Below are 14488 nucleotides of genomic sequence, written 5' to 3'. Positions count from 1 at the left end.
GGATAATAATTCTGAAGTTGGGGATATATATCGCTTTGTGAATAGAGGTACCTTTATACTGTTAATTAAAAACAATACAAAATGAGTACGATCAATTCAAAATTCGACAAAGTTTTAAATGCCTCTGACCAGTTTGGGAACGTAAACCACGAACCGGATTCAAGTAAAGAAGTTCAGATTAACACTCCTGAAAAAACGATGCCTTTCTCCGACCAGATCGGAAACTATCAACGTAATAAAGGTATCCCTTTGCAGTCTTACGAAAACAGCAAAATTTATATTGTAGGAAGCGGAATTGCAGGTATGTCTGCCGCTTATTATTTTATCCGTGATGGCCGTGTACCAGGCAAAAATATTATTTTCCTTGATCAATTGAATATTGAAGGCGGATCTCTGGACGGAGCAGGTAATGCAAAAGACGGTTATATCATCCGTGGAGGAAGGGAAATGGACATGACTTATGAGAATTTATGGGATATGTTCCAGGATATTCCCGCTTTGGAACTTCCTGCACCATACAGTGTACTGGATGAATACCGCCTCATCAATGACAATGACCCGAATTATTCTAAAGCAAGACTGATCCACAACCAGGGACAGATACAGGACTTCAGTAAATTCGGACTTGAGAAAAAAGATCAGCTGGCCATTGTAAAACTTCTGTTGAAGAAAAAAGAAGAACTTGATGATCTTACAATTGAAGACTATTTTGCAGAATCTTTTCTGAACAGTAACTTCTGGTTCTTCTGGCGTTCTATGTTTGCCTTTGAAAACTGGCACAGTTTACTGGAACTGAAGCTGTATATGCACAGATTCCTTCATGCTATTGACGGAATGAAAGACTTCTCATGTCTTGTTTTCCCAAAATACAACCAGTATGATACCTATGTAACCCCACTGAAAAACTTTCTGATAGAAAAAGGAGTACAGATTCAGTTCAATACTTTGGTAAAAGATCTTGACATTCATATTAACACGGAAGGAAAAACAGTAGAAGGAATCATCACTGAACAGAACGGAGAGGAAGTAAGAATACCAATCGGTAAAAATGACTACGTTATCGTGACTACCGGATCTATGACTGAAAGTACATTCTACGGAGACAACAATACCGTTCCTGAAGTTACCATAGACAACAGCAGTTCCGGACAAAGTGCCGGATGGAAACTGTGGAAAAATCTCGCAGCCAAATCTGAAGTATTTGGGAAACCTGAAAAGTTCTGCAGCCATATTGAAAAATCTTCATGGGAATCTGCAACATTAACTTGCCGCCCTTCCGCATTCACAGAGAAACTGAAAGAGCTGTGTGTGAATGATCCTTATTCAGGCAGAACTGCTACAGGAGGTATTATTACCATTACAGACTCCAATTGGGTAATGAGCTTTACCTGCAACAGACAGCCACACTTCCCTACTCAGCCGGATGATATTCTTGTAGTTTGGGTTTATGCCTTGTTAATGGATAAAGAAGGTAATTACATCAAAAAACCAATGCCTCAGTGTACCGGAAACGAGATACTGGCCGAGCTGTGCTACCACCTTGGAATGACAGATCAGCTGGATAATGTCATAGAAAACACCATTGTACGTACTGCATTCATGCCTTACATCACTTCCATGTTTATGCCAAGAGCGCAGGGAGACCGTCCGAGAGTAGTTCCTGAGGGGTGTACCAACTTAGGACTTGTAGGACAGTTTGTAGAGACCAATAATGATGTTGTATTCACGATGGAAAGTTCTGTCAGAACTGCAAGAATTGCTGTTTACAATCTACTTAACCTAAATAAACAGGTTCCGGATATCAATCCTTTACAGTATGATATCAGACATTTACTGAAAGCTACCCAGGCACTAAATGACTATAAACCTTTCCTAGGAGAAGGAATTTTAAGAAAAATATTAAAAGGAACTTATTTTGAACATATCCTGGTAAACCGTCCTGAAGAAAAAGAAGAACATGAATCTTTTCTGATGGAGCAGGTGGGCAGATTCCAGGAATGGGTCAAAGGCGTGAAGGGATAGGTGAATTTGTTGGAAAATGTAAAGCAGCGAAAACCCAACACAAGATTGCATCACTTTCGGTTCGCAATGACATCATGTATAAATAAAAATCAGGACTCCAAATGAAGTCCTGATTTTTTTATTATCTATTCCCGAAAATTATTCAGGTTTAAAAGAATCTTTCAGTGTTACTGTACGGTTAAATACCAAAGTTTCCTCTGTAGAATCCTGATCTTTTGTAAAGTATCCTATTCTCTGGAACTGAAGAGGTTCACCAACAGCTACATCTTTCAGGCTTGGCTCAGCAAAACCTTTCACAATAGCCATAGACTCAGGGTTAATGAAGTTCAGGAAATCAACATCTTTTTCAGCATCAGGCTGCTCCACAGTAAACAAATGATTATAAGTTCTCACTTCTACAGGAAGAGCATGTTTTGCAGATACCCAGTGTAAAGTTCCTTTTACTTTTCTTAAACTTTCTTCTGTTCCGCTTCCTGATCTGCTTTTCTCATCATAGGTAGCATAGATGGTAGTGATCTCACCATTTTCATCCTTCTCTACTCTTTCAGCTTTGATGATATAAGCAGATTTCAAACGAACTTCTCCACCTAATTTCAGTCTGAAGAATTTATTGTTAGCTTCTTCCTTGAAGTCTTCACGTTCAATATACAGCTCTCTTGAGAAAGGAACTTCTCTTGTTCCCGCATTTTCCTGCTCAGGATTATTTTCAGTCTCCAACCATTCTTCCTGACCTTCAGGATAGTTTTCGATCACTAATTTCACAGGATCTACAACTGCCATTACACGTTTTGCAACCTTATTAAGGTCTTCACGTACACAGAAGTCCAGCAATTGAATTTCAATAAGATTTTCTCTTTTTGCAACCCCTACTTTATCAATAAAGTTTCTGATGGAAGCTGGCGTAAATCCTTTTCTTCTCATTCCTGAAATGGTAGGCATTCTAGGGTCATCCCATCCTGTTACTACTCCTTCTGCTACCAATCTCTGCAGCTTTCTTTTAGAAGTAATCATATAGGAAACGTTCATCCTTGCAAATTCTCTCTGTTTGTTTTTAACCCTTCCTTCTTCATAAACCTGATCTAAATACCAGTTGTATAAAGGTCTGTGATTTTCAAACTCCAAAGAACAAAGTGAATGTGAAATTTGTTCGATATAATCGGATTCACCATGTGCCCAGTCGTACATCGGATAAATTTTCCATGCTGTTCCTGTTCTGTGGTGAGGTTTATTCAAAATTCTGTACATCACAGGGTCACGCATATTCATGTTCGGTGAAAGCATATCGATTTTTGCACGAAGAGACATTGAACCACTTTCAAATTCTCCGTTTTTCATCCTTTCAAATAAATCTAATGATTCTTCAACGGGACGGTTTCTGTATGGAGATTCAATTCCTGGTTCCGAAGGATTTTTTCTTTGCTCAGTAATCACTTCTGACGGCTGCTCATCTACATAAGCTTTTCCTTCTTTAATTAACTGAACTGCCCAATCGTAAAGCTGCTGGAAGTAATCGGATGCGTACAAAACTTTATCCCATTTGAAACCTAACCATTCAACATCTTTCATGATAGAATCTACGAATTCCTGCTCTTCTTTCTCAGGGTTCGTATCGTCGAAACGAAGGTTTACAGGAGCATTGTATTTTTCACCCAGGCCAAAGTTGATACAGATGGCTTTTGTGTGCCCTACATGCAAATAACCATTGGGTTCAGGGGGAAAACGGAAACGGATCTCATCTCTTTTCAGACCGTTTGCCATATCATCTTCTATAATTTGCTCAATAAAATTGAGTGATTTTTTTTCTTCTTCCATTAAAGTAGCTTTTATTTTTTAGCAAAAAAAGTTTCACAAAGTTACGGAAAAATAAGCGTTTGTAAAAGTGATAATTTAAAAGCCTTATCCTTTGTATTTCAGTAATTTTCATTAATTTCGGGAAAGCTAAAACCATTTAACCAATTATCAATCATGGCCGTTTATATCTTAAGTAACCGGAAGATCATTCGTCATAAAGGCGAAAGAGTAGATTCTTTTTCCAATGATGAATACTCAATTCCCAATTTCAGGATTGCTAAATGTGATTTTGATAACTACAAAGAGCCCACTGCTCAAGCCAAAAAGAAAAAAGACTACACCAACAGAAATATCTTAAATTATAAGTTTTTCTCCGAACCCGAAAAACAGGGCTATGAAGAAGTTTTGGATGTTCTGCTGAGTGAGAAAGGAATTAAAAAATCTCCTCTTACAGCCAATAATCTTGGTGGCACCCAAAGAATGTTCTATGAGCTGTACAAAAACATGTCTTCCACCAAAGACAGAAGCGATGTACTGATATTCATCCATGGTTATCTGTATGATTTTGATGATGAATTAAAGGCGATCCTTGATCTTAAGAAAATATTCATTGATAATCCGGCTTCTCCTGTAGAACATATCTTATTTGTAAGCTGGCCAGCCTCAGGAAGCATTATTCCGTTGAGTTATTTTGACGATAAGGCTTCCAGTATCAATTCCGGAACATCTCTGATGAGATTGTTTTATTTCTACACTCAATTTTTAAAAGATATCTTTTCCAACCGGGATCTTGCGCCCTGCAATCAAAGAATTCATATTATGGCTCATTCTTTGGGGAACAGAGTGCTTCAAAGCATGTTGTACAGTCTTAAAAGGGAGAACATACTCCGTGTTATCGACCAGGTTCTACTATTGAATGCAGATGTCAGCTATAAAGTATTTGAAGATTCCGAAGATTCATATAATAAACTGCCATTACTGGCCAACCGGATTTCCATTTACCTGAACAGACAGGACACGGTTTTGGGAATTTCTCAGTTTACAAAAAATATTCTGACACCAAGACTTGGTAAAAACGGACCAAGTGATCTTGGCCACTACAAAGACATTGTTTCTATCATTGATTGTACGTTTGTAAAAGATGATCTTCTGAACAGCTTTAAATATGAAGTGGGAAATCACTGGGGATACCTCTCCAGCTCACAGGTACAGGCTGATATTTTTCAAAATTTAAGCGGGATAGACAGGAATCTTATCACCAACCGATCCAAGGAAAACGAAAATATTTTTACAATTATTTCTTAACAAATAATTAAAATAATTCTAAAAAAATGAACTTTATGTTAAAGTTGGCTCAAGCCTGCAGTATGGCATAAAGATTGCTAATTCAAACTATAGGGAATTATAATTTTTTTATTATGGAAAATATTAAAAAACAGTTTTCTTATATATTAGACTATATTAAGAAGGCCATCTTCGTAAAAGATGTCATTTAACTGAATAACAACCTCTAAATCAACAAAGTATTCGACCCAACAACTACTCATCCTTATAAAACAGCCCGAAAAAAACAATACTTATTCCTCATAAACAAATGCAGGAATCTATTTTCATGATTAATATGTATTGAAATATTTCTTTAATATTGTTAAATATTGCCAAATAATTCCCCACTTGTTGTATAATTAAAAAAAGTTTTCGACATTTACTTATCAATCAAATAAAATTAATATCATGAAAAATCTAAAGAAAATCAAAAGAGGAGAATTAAAAACGATCAAAGGGGGAAGACCACCTCTTGGATGTAATAGTTGGAATCCTGTTGCTATGTGCTGTAGATCATGGGGTCCTGATTACTGTGGCCAGACTACATGTCCGGATTCACCTCCACCATTATGCTAATTAACTTTTCTCATTTATACTTTTGAACCATAGTAACTCATTTCTGAGTTCTAAATCGGATTCAAAATTATTAACAAATAAAGCTCCAGTGCCTAAACCTTGAGGCATTGGATTTTTTTTGGTAAATGTATATTGAGCAATGGCATTCAATCCAATATTGCTTTCCAAAGCTGAAGTTATCCACCAACCGATATTCTGATTTTCAGCAAGAGAAATCCATTCATCTGAACCGAAAAAACCTCCTACCAATGCAGGTTTCAGAATAATATACTGTGGTTTTATTTTTTCTAAAAGCTTTTTCTTTTCTTCAGGATCAATAATCCCAATCAGCTCTTCATCCAATGCTATCGGAGTAGGTGTTTTAGCGCATAATTCGGCCATATCATCCCAGTTTCCTGCTTTGATAGGCTGTTCAATAGAATGAATATGAAGGTCCGCCAGTTGCTGCAAAACAATAACTGCTTCTTCCTTACTGAATCCTCCATTTGCGTCCACACGAAGTTCCAATTGATTTTTGGAGAATTTCTCCCTTAATTTCTGTAGAATGACATATTCAGATTTCCAATCGACCCCTATTTTTAATTTAATACAATGAAATCCTTTCTCAAGCTTATCCTGAATCTGCTCTTCCATGTACCCTGCCTCTCCCATCCATATCAAACCATTAATGGTGATAGCAGATTTCTCTTCGGTAAACTCACTGGGAAAATAAAGGCTGCCACCATGCTTCAGATTCAGAATTGCCTGTTCATATCCAAACCAAATTGATGGAAATTCTTTCAGTTCTTTTTTTAAAAAAGCGGTATCCTGATTAATATTTTCACAAAGCCACTTCAGCTTTTCTTCATAATCAGACCTGTCATCAAAACTCAGACCTCTGAAAATAGCACATTCACCTATTCCTTTTCTTCCGTCTTCCGAAATAGTGAGAATAAAGGTTTCCTTATCAAGCAAAACGCCGCGAGATGTTCCACTCGGGCGTTTAAATTGTAATAAATATTGTAAATAATTTGCTTCCATTTATTTTACACTGTCGATACGCATGAATTCTTCTGCTTTCTCTACCATGTCTATACTTCCACAGAAGAACGGAATTCTCTGGTGAAGTTCTGTAGGTTCTATTTCAAGAATTCTTCTGAACCCGTCAGTTGCTTTTGCTCCTGCCTGTTCTGCAAGGAATGCCATAGGATTACATTCGTATAACAATCTTAATTTACCATTTGGAGCCTGTGAGTAAGAAGGATAGATATAAATTCCTCCTTTCAGCATGTTTCTGTGGAAATCTGCTACTAATGAACCAATATATCTTGAAGTATAAGGACGATCTCCTTCTTCCATCTGGCAGTATTTAAGGTAATTTTTTACTCCCTGAGGGAATTTGATATAGTTTCCTTCGTTGATGGAATAGATTTTACCTGTTTTCGGGAAGGTCATATTAGGATGAGAAAGATAATAAGTTCCCAATGAAGGATCCAGAGTGAATCCGTTTACTCCGTTTCCGGTAGTATAAACGATCATTGTAGATGAACCGTAAATAACATATCCAGCTGCAATCTGATTGATTCCTTTCTGTAAAAAGTCTTCCAACTGTACAGGAGTTCCAGGTTCAGTTACTCTTCTGTAAATAGAGAAAATAGTTCCTACGGAAACATTAACATCAATATTTGAGGATCCGTCTAAAGGGTCGATCAATACTACATATTTGCTTAAATGTCCGTTTTCGCCACATTTAATATCAATAAAATCATCATTTTCCTCAGACGCAATACCACAAACAACCTCTCTTTGAGACAAAGCCGTAATAAAAATTTCATTAGCAATTACATCTAATTTCTGCTGCTCTTCTCCCTGAACATTTTGGTTTCCTGCAGCTCCCGTAATATCTACAATTCCGGCTTTATTTACTTCTCTGTTTACCACTTTCGAAGCCAATCTTATTGCACTTAGAAGACGAGAAAATTCACCTGTAGAATACTGAAAATCGTCCTGCTTATCTATAAGAAATTCTCCTAAAGTCTGTAATGGTTGATTTGACATATTTTTCTTTTTACGTTTTGTCCAAATTTCGGAAAATTTATTGCATTAAGAAAATTTAATTACAAAAGAGATTATCAGCTGTATTTCAACACAATACACAAGCAATTCAGTATAACGCTAAACGGTTATTGAAAATTATGTCCCCGGATTTGTGATATCAGAGACATAAAAAATTCAAATTATTTCATTAATTGTTGATTTTAAGGAAATCTTAATTCTATCTCCCTTCCAGGCTATTTCATATCTCGTTGTAAATTTATAATTTTGACGTCCGTAAAAAACTCATGTAATTTTTTATCTAACAATTTTATTTTTAACAATTTAATGAAAATTTTCAAGTTTGGTGGAGCATCGGTAAAAGATGCCGAAAGTGTGAAAAACGTATCCATGGTTCTAAAAAGCCAGGGATTTGCCAAATGTTTGCTGGTGATTTCAGCAATGGGCAAGACGACAAACGAGTTGGAAAAAGTTGTAGAACTTTATTTCAAAAAGGAGAACTATCAAACTGAGATTGAAAAGATAAAACGAAAACACATTGAGATTGCGGAAGGTCTTTTTCCTGAAAATCATGCGGTTTTTGCAGAAATCAATCTCTTTTTCGATGATATTGATTCTTTTTTAAGAAGAAATAAATCTCCCAACTATAACTTTGTTTATGATCAGGTGGTAAGCTGCGGAGAAATGATTTCTACCAAAATCCTGAGTGAATACCTGAATGAAATCCAATTTACCAATCAATGGCTGGATGCCAGAGATTATATAAAAACGGACAATTCATACAGAGAAGGTACCGTAGACTGGGTAAGAACAGAAGAATTTATTTCCAATCTGAATCCTGAGATCTGCTACGTAACCCAGGGATTCATTGGTTCTGACGAAAACAATTTTACGGTGACGTTAGGAAGAGAAGGTTCAGACTACTCTGCTGCTATTTTTGCTTATTGCTTAAATGCTGAAGCGATGACTATCTGGAAAGATGTACCGGGAGTAATGACCGGAGATCCGAGAAAATTCAATGATGTATCTCTTCTTTCCAATATCTCTTATGAAGAAGCAATTGAGATGGCTTATTACGGAGCAAGTGTTATTCACCCGAAAACATTGCAGCCACTACAGCAAAAAAGCATTCCTTTTTATGTAAAATCTTTTGTAGATCCTACCAAAGAAGGAACAAAGGTGGGTGCTTCCGACAAAAACCAACAGGAAGAATCTTATATTTTAAAAGAAAACCAGGATCTTCTGAAGATATCTACAAGAGATTTCTCTTTTATTGCAGAAGACCATATGAGCTTAATTTTTGGATATTTATCTAAATATAAGATCAAGGTTTCCCTAATGCAGAATTCTGCTATCTCCCTGGCATTGTGCCTTGAAGATAAATTTAATCATATAGATGAGCTCAATCAGGAGCTTCAAAAAATTTTTAAAACCGAAGCAATTAAAAATGTATCTTTATTCACAGTAAGAAATGCGAAGATGGATCACATTGATAAATTTTACCATGAAAAAAATGTATTATTGGAACAAATTTCCAAGAATACTCTTCAAATGGTAACACAATAATATTAATTGCGACTAAACACACATGAGTTTAATTTCGAAAAACGATCTGATCAAAGCTTCCGGCTTAAGTAAACTTGGGTTCCTCAAGAACCCGGTAGCATCTGCTGTGATGAGCATTGCTAAAATAAACGAAGTAAATAAATTATACGACAAACTAAAAGACAAGGAAGGCAAAGACTTTTTCGACTCATTTGTGAGAGAAAGAAACCTAAGCTATGTAGCTTTTGAAGAGGATCTGGCAAAGATTCCGAAAACGGGACCGTTTATTCTGGTTTCCAACCACCCGCTGGGTGCTATTGACGGAATTCTGATGTGCAAGGTCTTATCAGAGGTTCGTCCGGATTTCAAGGTGATGGGGAATTTCCTTTTGGAGAAGATCAAACCTATGGAACCGTATGTAATCGCTGTAAATCCTTTTGAAAACAGAAAAGAAGCTTACAGCAGTTCTTCAGGTATGCGTGAAACACTCAAGCATTTGCAAAACGGAGGCTGTGTAGGTATTTTTCCTGCGGGAGAAGTTTCCAACAAAAACAATCCTTACGGAGAAATTTTAGATAAGGAATGGGAAAAAACGGCACTTAAGCTTATAAGAATGGCTAAAGTGCCGGTAGTTCCTATGTATTTCCATGCTAAGAACAGCAGACTTTTTTATCAGGTGGCTAAGCTTCATCCGAATTTACAGACCCTGATGCTTCCGGCAGAAATGATGAATGACAGGGAAAAACCTATCAGAATCAGAATCGGACGCCCTATCACTGTAAAGGCAATGGATGAAATGGAAACAATTGAGGAATTGGGAGAGTTTCTGAAACGTAAGGTGTATATGATGAAATCTTACTATGAAAAAAGAAAGTCCCTTGCTCAAAGCATCAATCTTCAGAATTTATCAGTAAAATTTCCTTTGCTGAAGGAAGAAAATATTGTTCAGAACATCATCGACGAAACTCCTGTAGAAGACATTATAAAAGATGTTGACAAACTGAGAGGAACTGACAAAATGCTGTTCAGTAACGGAAATTATGAGATATACTTTACTACTTACGAGGAAATCCCTTCCATTATGAGGGAAATCGGGCGTCAGAGAGAGCTTACTTTCCGCGCGGTAGGTGAAGGCAGTAATCTTCCTTTTGACCTTGATGAATATGATAAACATTATCACCACCTTTTCCTTTGGGACAACGGGGAGAAAAAACTGGCTGGCGCTTACAGAATGGCACTGGGTAGAGAGGTGATGAAGAAATATGGCATCAAAGGCTTTTATACAAGCTCTTTATTTGAGTTTGAGCAGGACATTCATCCTTTCTTTAAAAAGGTGATTGAAATGGGCCGTGCCTACATCTGCCAGGAATATCAGCAGAAACCACTTCCTCTTTTCCTTTTATGGAGAGGAATTGTGCATGTGTGCCTGAGAAATCCTGACCATAAATTCCTTATGGGTGGAGTGAGTATTTCCAACAAATTCTCGGAGTTCTCAAAATCGCTGATGATTGAGTTTATGCGTTCAAATTATTTTGATTCTGCAGTAGCACAATATATCACTCCAAGGAATGAATATAAGGTAAAGCTTCGTGACAGGGATAAAAACATTTTCTTTGAGGAAATGGAATCGGATCTTAATAAACTGGACAAAATCATTGATGACCTTGAACCTGAATTGAGACTTCCTGTTCTGATCAAGAAATACATCAAACAAAACGCCAAAGTAATTGCATTCAACGTAGATCCGAACTTCAATGATGCGATAGACGGATTGATGTATATCCGAATCAGTGATCTTCCAGAAAACACGATCAAACCGGTATTGGAAGAGATGAGTGAACAGATCAGAAAGGAGCAGGAAAATAATCCAGCTGATAATCAGTAAGTTTTTAACTTTATTCAAAAAAAGTACGATGAATACTTGCTTTGTATACCAAAACTTACTACTTTTGCATCACTTTAAAACAACGAAGTAATAAACAAAAACATAAATGGTTTCTTAGCTCAGTTGGTAGAGCAATGGATTGAAAATCCATGTGTCCCTGGTTCGATTCCTGGAGAAACCACTTGAAAACCTCTAATTCAGTTTAGAGGTTTTTTTGTTTTTTGTAAGCAACTCTTTCCTTTTGAATCTTCTCCTTATTTAACACAAAGAAAAATTTTCTTATCCTAAAATTTAAGGATGCAAAGAAGAGCAACTCTGTCGCTGAATAAGCTTTATGATTATTCATTTGCTTAAAAAGGATTAATGAAATTCATTCTATCTTGTTTACTATAAAAAAGACTTTGCATTAAACAACAAGTTCACCAATGTTTTGGAACTGATTCCATTTAGTTTCTTCAGGAAATATTCAAAACTAGCATATAAAGTATCATTCATTTCTAAATAATATGTTTGTTTAAAAACAAAAAAAATTAATCAAAATAATGGGAATTAATTTTTTATTTGACAGGTAAAACTTAATTTAGTAAGATAAACCTAATTACAAATACTTATGAGAGTAAAATTATTAGCCGATACTTTTCTGGGTATCCTTGCTCTGCTTGTTTTTCAATCATGTGCAGAAAATACTATGACAGCAGAAGACACTGTTGCTACAAAAAAAAATGTCTCAGCTTTAAGCAAAGCATCTTCCTTCAGTGTTCCGGTGGCCGGAAATTCTTTTTTGACGGTAAAACCTTTGGGAGCCAGTGAGGTCATCACTTCTTCCAACTTAGGTAACTGGACAAACTCGAGTACTGTTATAAGCAGTTATTTCAGGGTGGGTAATACGGGAACGTTAAACATCGGATTAAAAGCATCAGTTCCTTCGGGTACAAGTGTTGTAAAAGTAACTGTAGGCGGGACATCCAAAAATGTTACTTTAACGGGATCGGGTTACAAGGATTATACCGTTGGGGATTTTACTATTTCCTCTCCTGGTTATGTAAAAGTTGATCTTCAGGGCGTGTCAAAAACCGGTGGATATTTTGCTGATGTAAGTGATGTGACCTTCAGTGGTGCAGCTTCCGCAGGAACCAATATTTACAGTAATGATCCTTCTTACTATTATTGGGCACGCAGAGGGCCCTCCTGCCACCTTAACTACGTAATTCCAACCACCAGTAATGTGAGCTATTATTATAATGAAGTAACAGTTCCGGCAGGAGAAGATAAAATTGGTTCTTATTTTATGGCCAATGGCTTTAGTGCAGGCTATTTTGGAATGCAGGTTAATTCTGCAACAGAAAGGAGAATTTTATTCTCTGTATGGAGTCCGTTTGAAACGGATGATCCCAATAATATCCCTCCTGATCACAAAATTGTTCTCAACAGAGCAGGTACCGGGGTAACAATCGGAGAATTTGGAAATGAGGGTTCTGGCGGACAAAGCTATTATAAATACAACTGGAGTGCAGGACAAACCTATAAATTCTTATTAAAAGGTGAACCTGATGGAACCGGAAAAACAGATTTTACAGCCTGGTTTTTATCTCCAGATACTACAACATGGAAACTGATCGCCAGCTGGAAGAGACCTCAAACAAGTACTTATCTTAAAAGCTTCTACAGTTTTGTTGAAAACTTCAATCCTGAAAATGGATATCAGGGCAGAAAAGCAGAATTCAAAAATCAATGGGTAAGAACTTCAGACGGCAACTGGGCCGCTATTTCCGGAGCAAAGTTTAGTGTAGATAACACTTATAATGCAAAACAAAGAATAGATGCAATGGGAGGAACAAGCGGCAATGCTTTCTTTTTGCAAAATGGAGGATTCTTTAATACAACAGTTGCTCCCGGCTCACAGTTTTCTGTCACCGCACCCACACAGGCACCGAACATCGATTTTTCTACGCTTCCTTAAAATTATAACTTAAAAATAAAAGCCAGTTCCCGATATATTAGGAACTGGCTCTTATTTTGTTCATTGTCAAGATACCATTTATTTTTATAAACTAATCCGGAGCACCTACACTATCAAACCCTTCAGCATAGCTTATAACTTCTTTTAAATTAGATAAACTGTAGTAATTATTTCTTTGCATTTCTTCTTTTAGCTGGGACCATTTAATCTTACTTCTTGAGTCATCTTCAAAATATGCTCCTAAAATATTCCATCGGGGATCCCAACCTTCCTGATTCCTATGATTCTTTTTAAACAGAAAATCATAAGTATTGGCTAGATAAGCTACCATTTTAATCTTTTCTTTTTCAGAATAACTATTGTATTCATCTGTTTCTAATAGTTTTGAACAGAACTCCATTAACCCAAATAAATCTTTAGGATTTGAGCTTTTTTGATACGTATCAGCCAAACTCTGTAATATTCCATCCCGTACTTCTAATTCTTTATTACAATTTTTAGCGAAAATAAGTTCACCTATTTTATATTGATCTTTAGGTTGAATATATTCATTAATAAGCATTTCATTAAATTTGGGTTCCTTATCATAACCAAAATTTTTAACCAATAACTTTATAAAGTTTTTATCGTGAGTTACCAACCAAATGATATATGTTTTATTATCATTGAACAAATACATATTTCTGGCAATGATTCTCTGAACATTTACTTTTCTTTGTTCTTTTAAATTGGCAACCTCTTTCCAATGGGGAATTTCAACATCTACTTGTGAACTTGATTTTCTTGTAATTTTAGTAGACTCAATTTCATTTAGTGTGGGATATTCTTTTTGGTAATCAAGAATTTCAGGTAGATAATAAAAGTCAGTAAAAAGTCTTCTTTGTTTGTCAATGTAACCTCCTTCATAATCCACACTATTATTACTGTAAGTAACAAAGCTTCTATCACATTTATCAAAATAATTTACATACAAAAATGGATTGCCTGAATTAGAATCTATTACCCTTCCAAAAATATCTTTAATCTTACTACTAAATTCGTTATCAGACAATTCCTTAAACCCATTGGACAGCAATATTTTTTTTGCAGTTTCTGCTGATGCTTCCAGTTCTTCTATATCAAATGGTATTTTAACTAGTTCAGCTCCTGCTTCATCAATTGATTTATTTGAACCTTCCCGCAACTGTTTCTTGAGAACTTTTGGTATTATGGTATCATCATTCATACTTATTGCCTTTTGATTATTGTCAGAACTTTGTTTTTTTTCCTGGCAGCTTAAACTGCTCATTATTAATAGGGAATATATCGTTAATCTAATTTTACTTTTTATATTCATATAAATTATATTT

General features: G+C 36.0%; 10 protein-coding genes and 1 tRNA gene. 7 read left to right on the top strand and 4 right to left on the bottom strand.

Annotated elements, in window-relative coordinates:
- The first annotated feature begins 81 nt into the window (after positions 1-81).
- Complete coding sequence (locus tag OL225_RS03395; RefSeq protein ID WP_264517272.1) at positions 82-2022, top strand: oleate hydratase; 1941 nt, start codon at positions 82-84, stop codon at positions 2020-2022.
- A 138-nt stretch (positions 2023-2160) separates the two neighbouring features.
- Here the strand turns inward: OL225_RS03395 and OL225_RS03390 are convergent, their stop codons facing one another.
- Positions 2161-3834 (bottom strand): glutamine--tRNA ligase/YqeY domain fusion protein, encoded by a 1674-nt coding sequence (locus OL225_RS03390; protein WP_047378562.1) that lies wholly within the window; start codon positions 3832-3834, stop codon positions 2161-2163.
- A gap of 153 nt (positions 3835-3987) precedes the next feature.
- On the opposite strand from OL225_RS03390, the gene OL225_RS03385 reads away from it, so the two are divergent.
- Positions 3988-5118 (top strand): alpha/beta hydrolase, encoded by a 1131-nt coding sequence (locus OL225_RS03385; protein ID WP_047378565.1) that lies wholly within the window; start codon positions 3988-3990, stop codon positions 5116-5118.
- Positions 5119-5547: 429 nt separating this feature from the next.
- A complete protein-coding gene (locus tag OL225_RS03380) occupies positions 5548-5715 on the top strand; it encodes a bacteriocin-like protein (RefSeq protein WP_156118473.1) in 168 nt (55 codons plus the stop codon).
- Here OL225_RS03380 and OL225_RS03375 read toward each other — a convergent pair whose 3' ends face one another.
- Positions 5716-6735, bottom strand: a complete 1020-nt coding sequence (locus OL225_RS03375) for an o-succinylbenzoate synthase (protein ID WP_264517271.1) — start codon at positions 6733-6735, stop codon at positions 5716-5718. It lies immediately after the preceding gene.
- The gene (gene fbp, locus OL225_RS03370; RefSeq protein ID WP_047378567.1) at positions 6736-7752 is read right to left on the bottom strand and encodes a class 1 fructose-bisphosphatase; all 1017 of its coding nucleotides are present in this window, start codon (positions 7750-7752) and stop codon (positions 6736-6738) included.
- A 324-nt stretch (positions 7753-8076) separates the two neighbouring features.
- On the opposite strand from fbp, the gene OL225_RS03365 reads away from it, so the two are divergent.
- The 4 genes from OL225_RS03365 to OL225_RS03350 all read left to right on the top strand — a co-directional run bounded on the left by OL225_RS03365 (position 8077) and on the right by OL225_RS03350 (position 13139).
- A complete protein-coding gene (locus tag OL225_RS03365) occupies positions 8077-9315 on the top strand; it encodes an aspartate kinase (protein WP_047378568.1) in 1239 nt (412 codons plus the stop codon).
- A 22-nt stretch (positions 9316-9337) separates the two neighbouring features.
- The gene (locus OL225_RS03360) at positions 9338-11179 is read left to right on the top strand and encodes a lysophospholipid acyltransferase family protein (RefSeq protein WP_047378569.1); all 1842 of its coding nucleotides are present in this window, start codon (positions 9338-9340) and stop codon (positions 11177-11179) included.
- Positions 11180-11287: 108 nt separating this feature from the next.
- Positions 11288-11360, top strand: a tRNA-Phe gene (locus tag OL225_RS03355).
- A 429-nt stretch (positions 11361-11789) separates the two neighbouring features.
- Complete coding sequence (locus tag OL225_RS03350; protein ID WP_264517270.1) at positions 11790-13139, top strand: DUF3472 domain-containing protein; 1350 nt, start codon at positions 11790-11792, stop codon at positions 13137-13139.
- A gap of 91 nt (positions 13140-13230) precedes the next feature.
- Here OL225_RS03350 and OL225_RS03345 read toward each other — a convergent pair whose 3' ends face one another.
- Positions 13231-14475 carry a hypothetical protein gene (locus tag OL225_RS03345; protein WP_264517269.1) on the bottom strand — a complete coding sequence of 415 codons (1245 nt, stop codon included), beginning with the start codon at positions 14473-14475 and terminating at the stop codon, positions 13231-13233.
- Positions 14476-14488 lie beyond the last annotated feature (13 nt).

The sequence above is a fragment of the Chryseobacterium viscerum genome (assembly GCF_025949665.1).
Taxonomy (GTDB): domain Bacteria; phylum Bacteroidota; class Bacteroidia; order Flavobacteriales; family Weeksellaceae; genus Chryseobacterium; species Chryseobacterium viscerum_A.
The sequence above is the reverse complement of the archived record's forward strand: the minus strand, read 5'-3'. Positions and strand labels throughout refer to the sequence as shown.

Bases quoted from the DNA above. Each gene is read 5' to 3' on its own strand.
- OL225_RS03395 (WP_264517272.1), top strand. From the start codon at position 82: ATGAGTACGATCAATTCAAAATTCGACAAAGTTTTAAATGCCTCTGAC.
- OL225_RS03390 (WP_047378562.1), bottom strand. From the start codon at position 3,834: ATGGAAGAAGAAAAAAAATCACTCAATTTTATTGAGCAAATTATAGAA.
- OL225_RS03385 (WP_047378565.1), top strand. From the start codon at position 3,988: ATGGCCGTTTATATCTTAAGTAACCGGAAGATCATTCGTCATAAAGGC.
- OL225_RS03380 (WP_156118473.1), top strand. From the start codon at position 5,548: ATGAAAAATCTAAAGAAAATCAAAAGAGGAGAATTAAAAACGATCAAA.
- OL225_RS03375 (WP_264517271.1), bottom strand. From the start codon at position 6,735: ATGGAAGCAAATTATTTACAATATTTATTACAATTTAAACGCCCGAGT.
- fbp (WP_047378567.1), bottom strand. From the start codon at position 7,752: ATGTCAAATCAACCATTACAGACTTTAGGAGAATTTCTTATAGATAAG.
- OL225_RS03365 (WP_047378568.1), top strand. From the start codon at position 8,077: ATGAAAATTTTCAAGTTTGGTGGAGCATCGGTAAAAGATGCCGAAAGT.
- OL225_RS03360 (WP_047378569.1), top strand. From the start codon at position 9,338: ATGAGTTTAATTTCGAAAAACGATCTGATCAAAGCTTCCGGCTTAAGT.
- OL225_RS03350 (WP_264517270.1), top strand. From the start codon at position 11,790: ATGAGAGTAAAATTATTAGCCGATACTTTTCTGGGTATCCTTGCTCTG.
- OL225_RS03345 (WP_264517269.1), bottom strand. From the start codon at position 14,475: ATGAATATAAAAAGTAAAATTAGATTAACGATATATTCCCTATTAATA.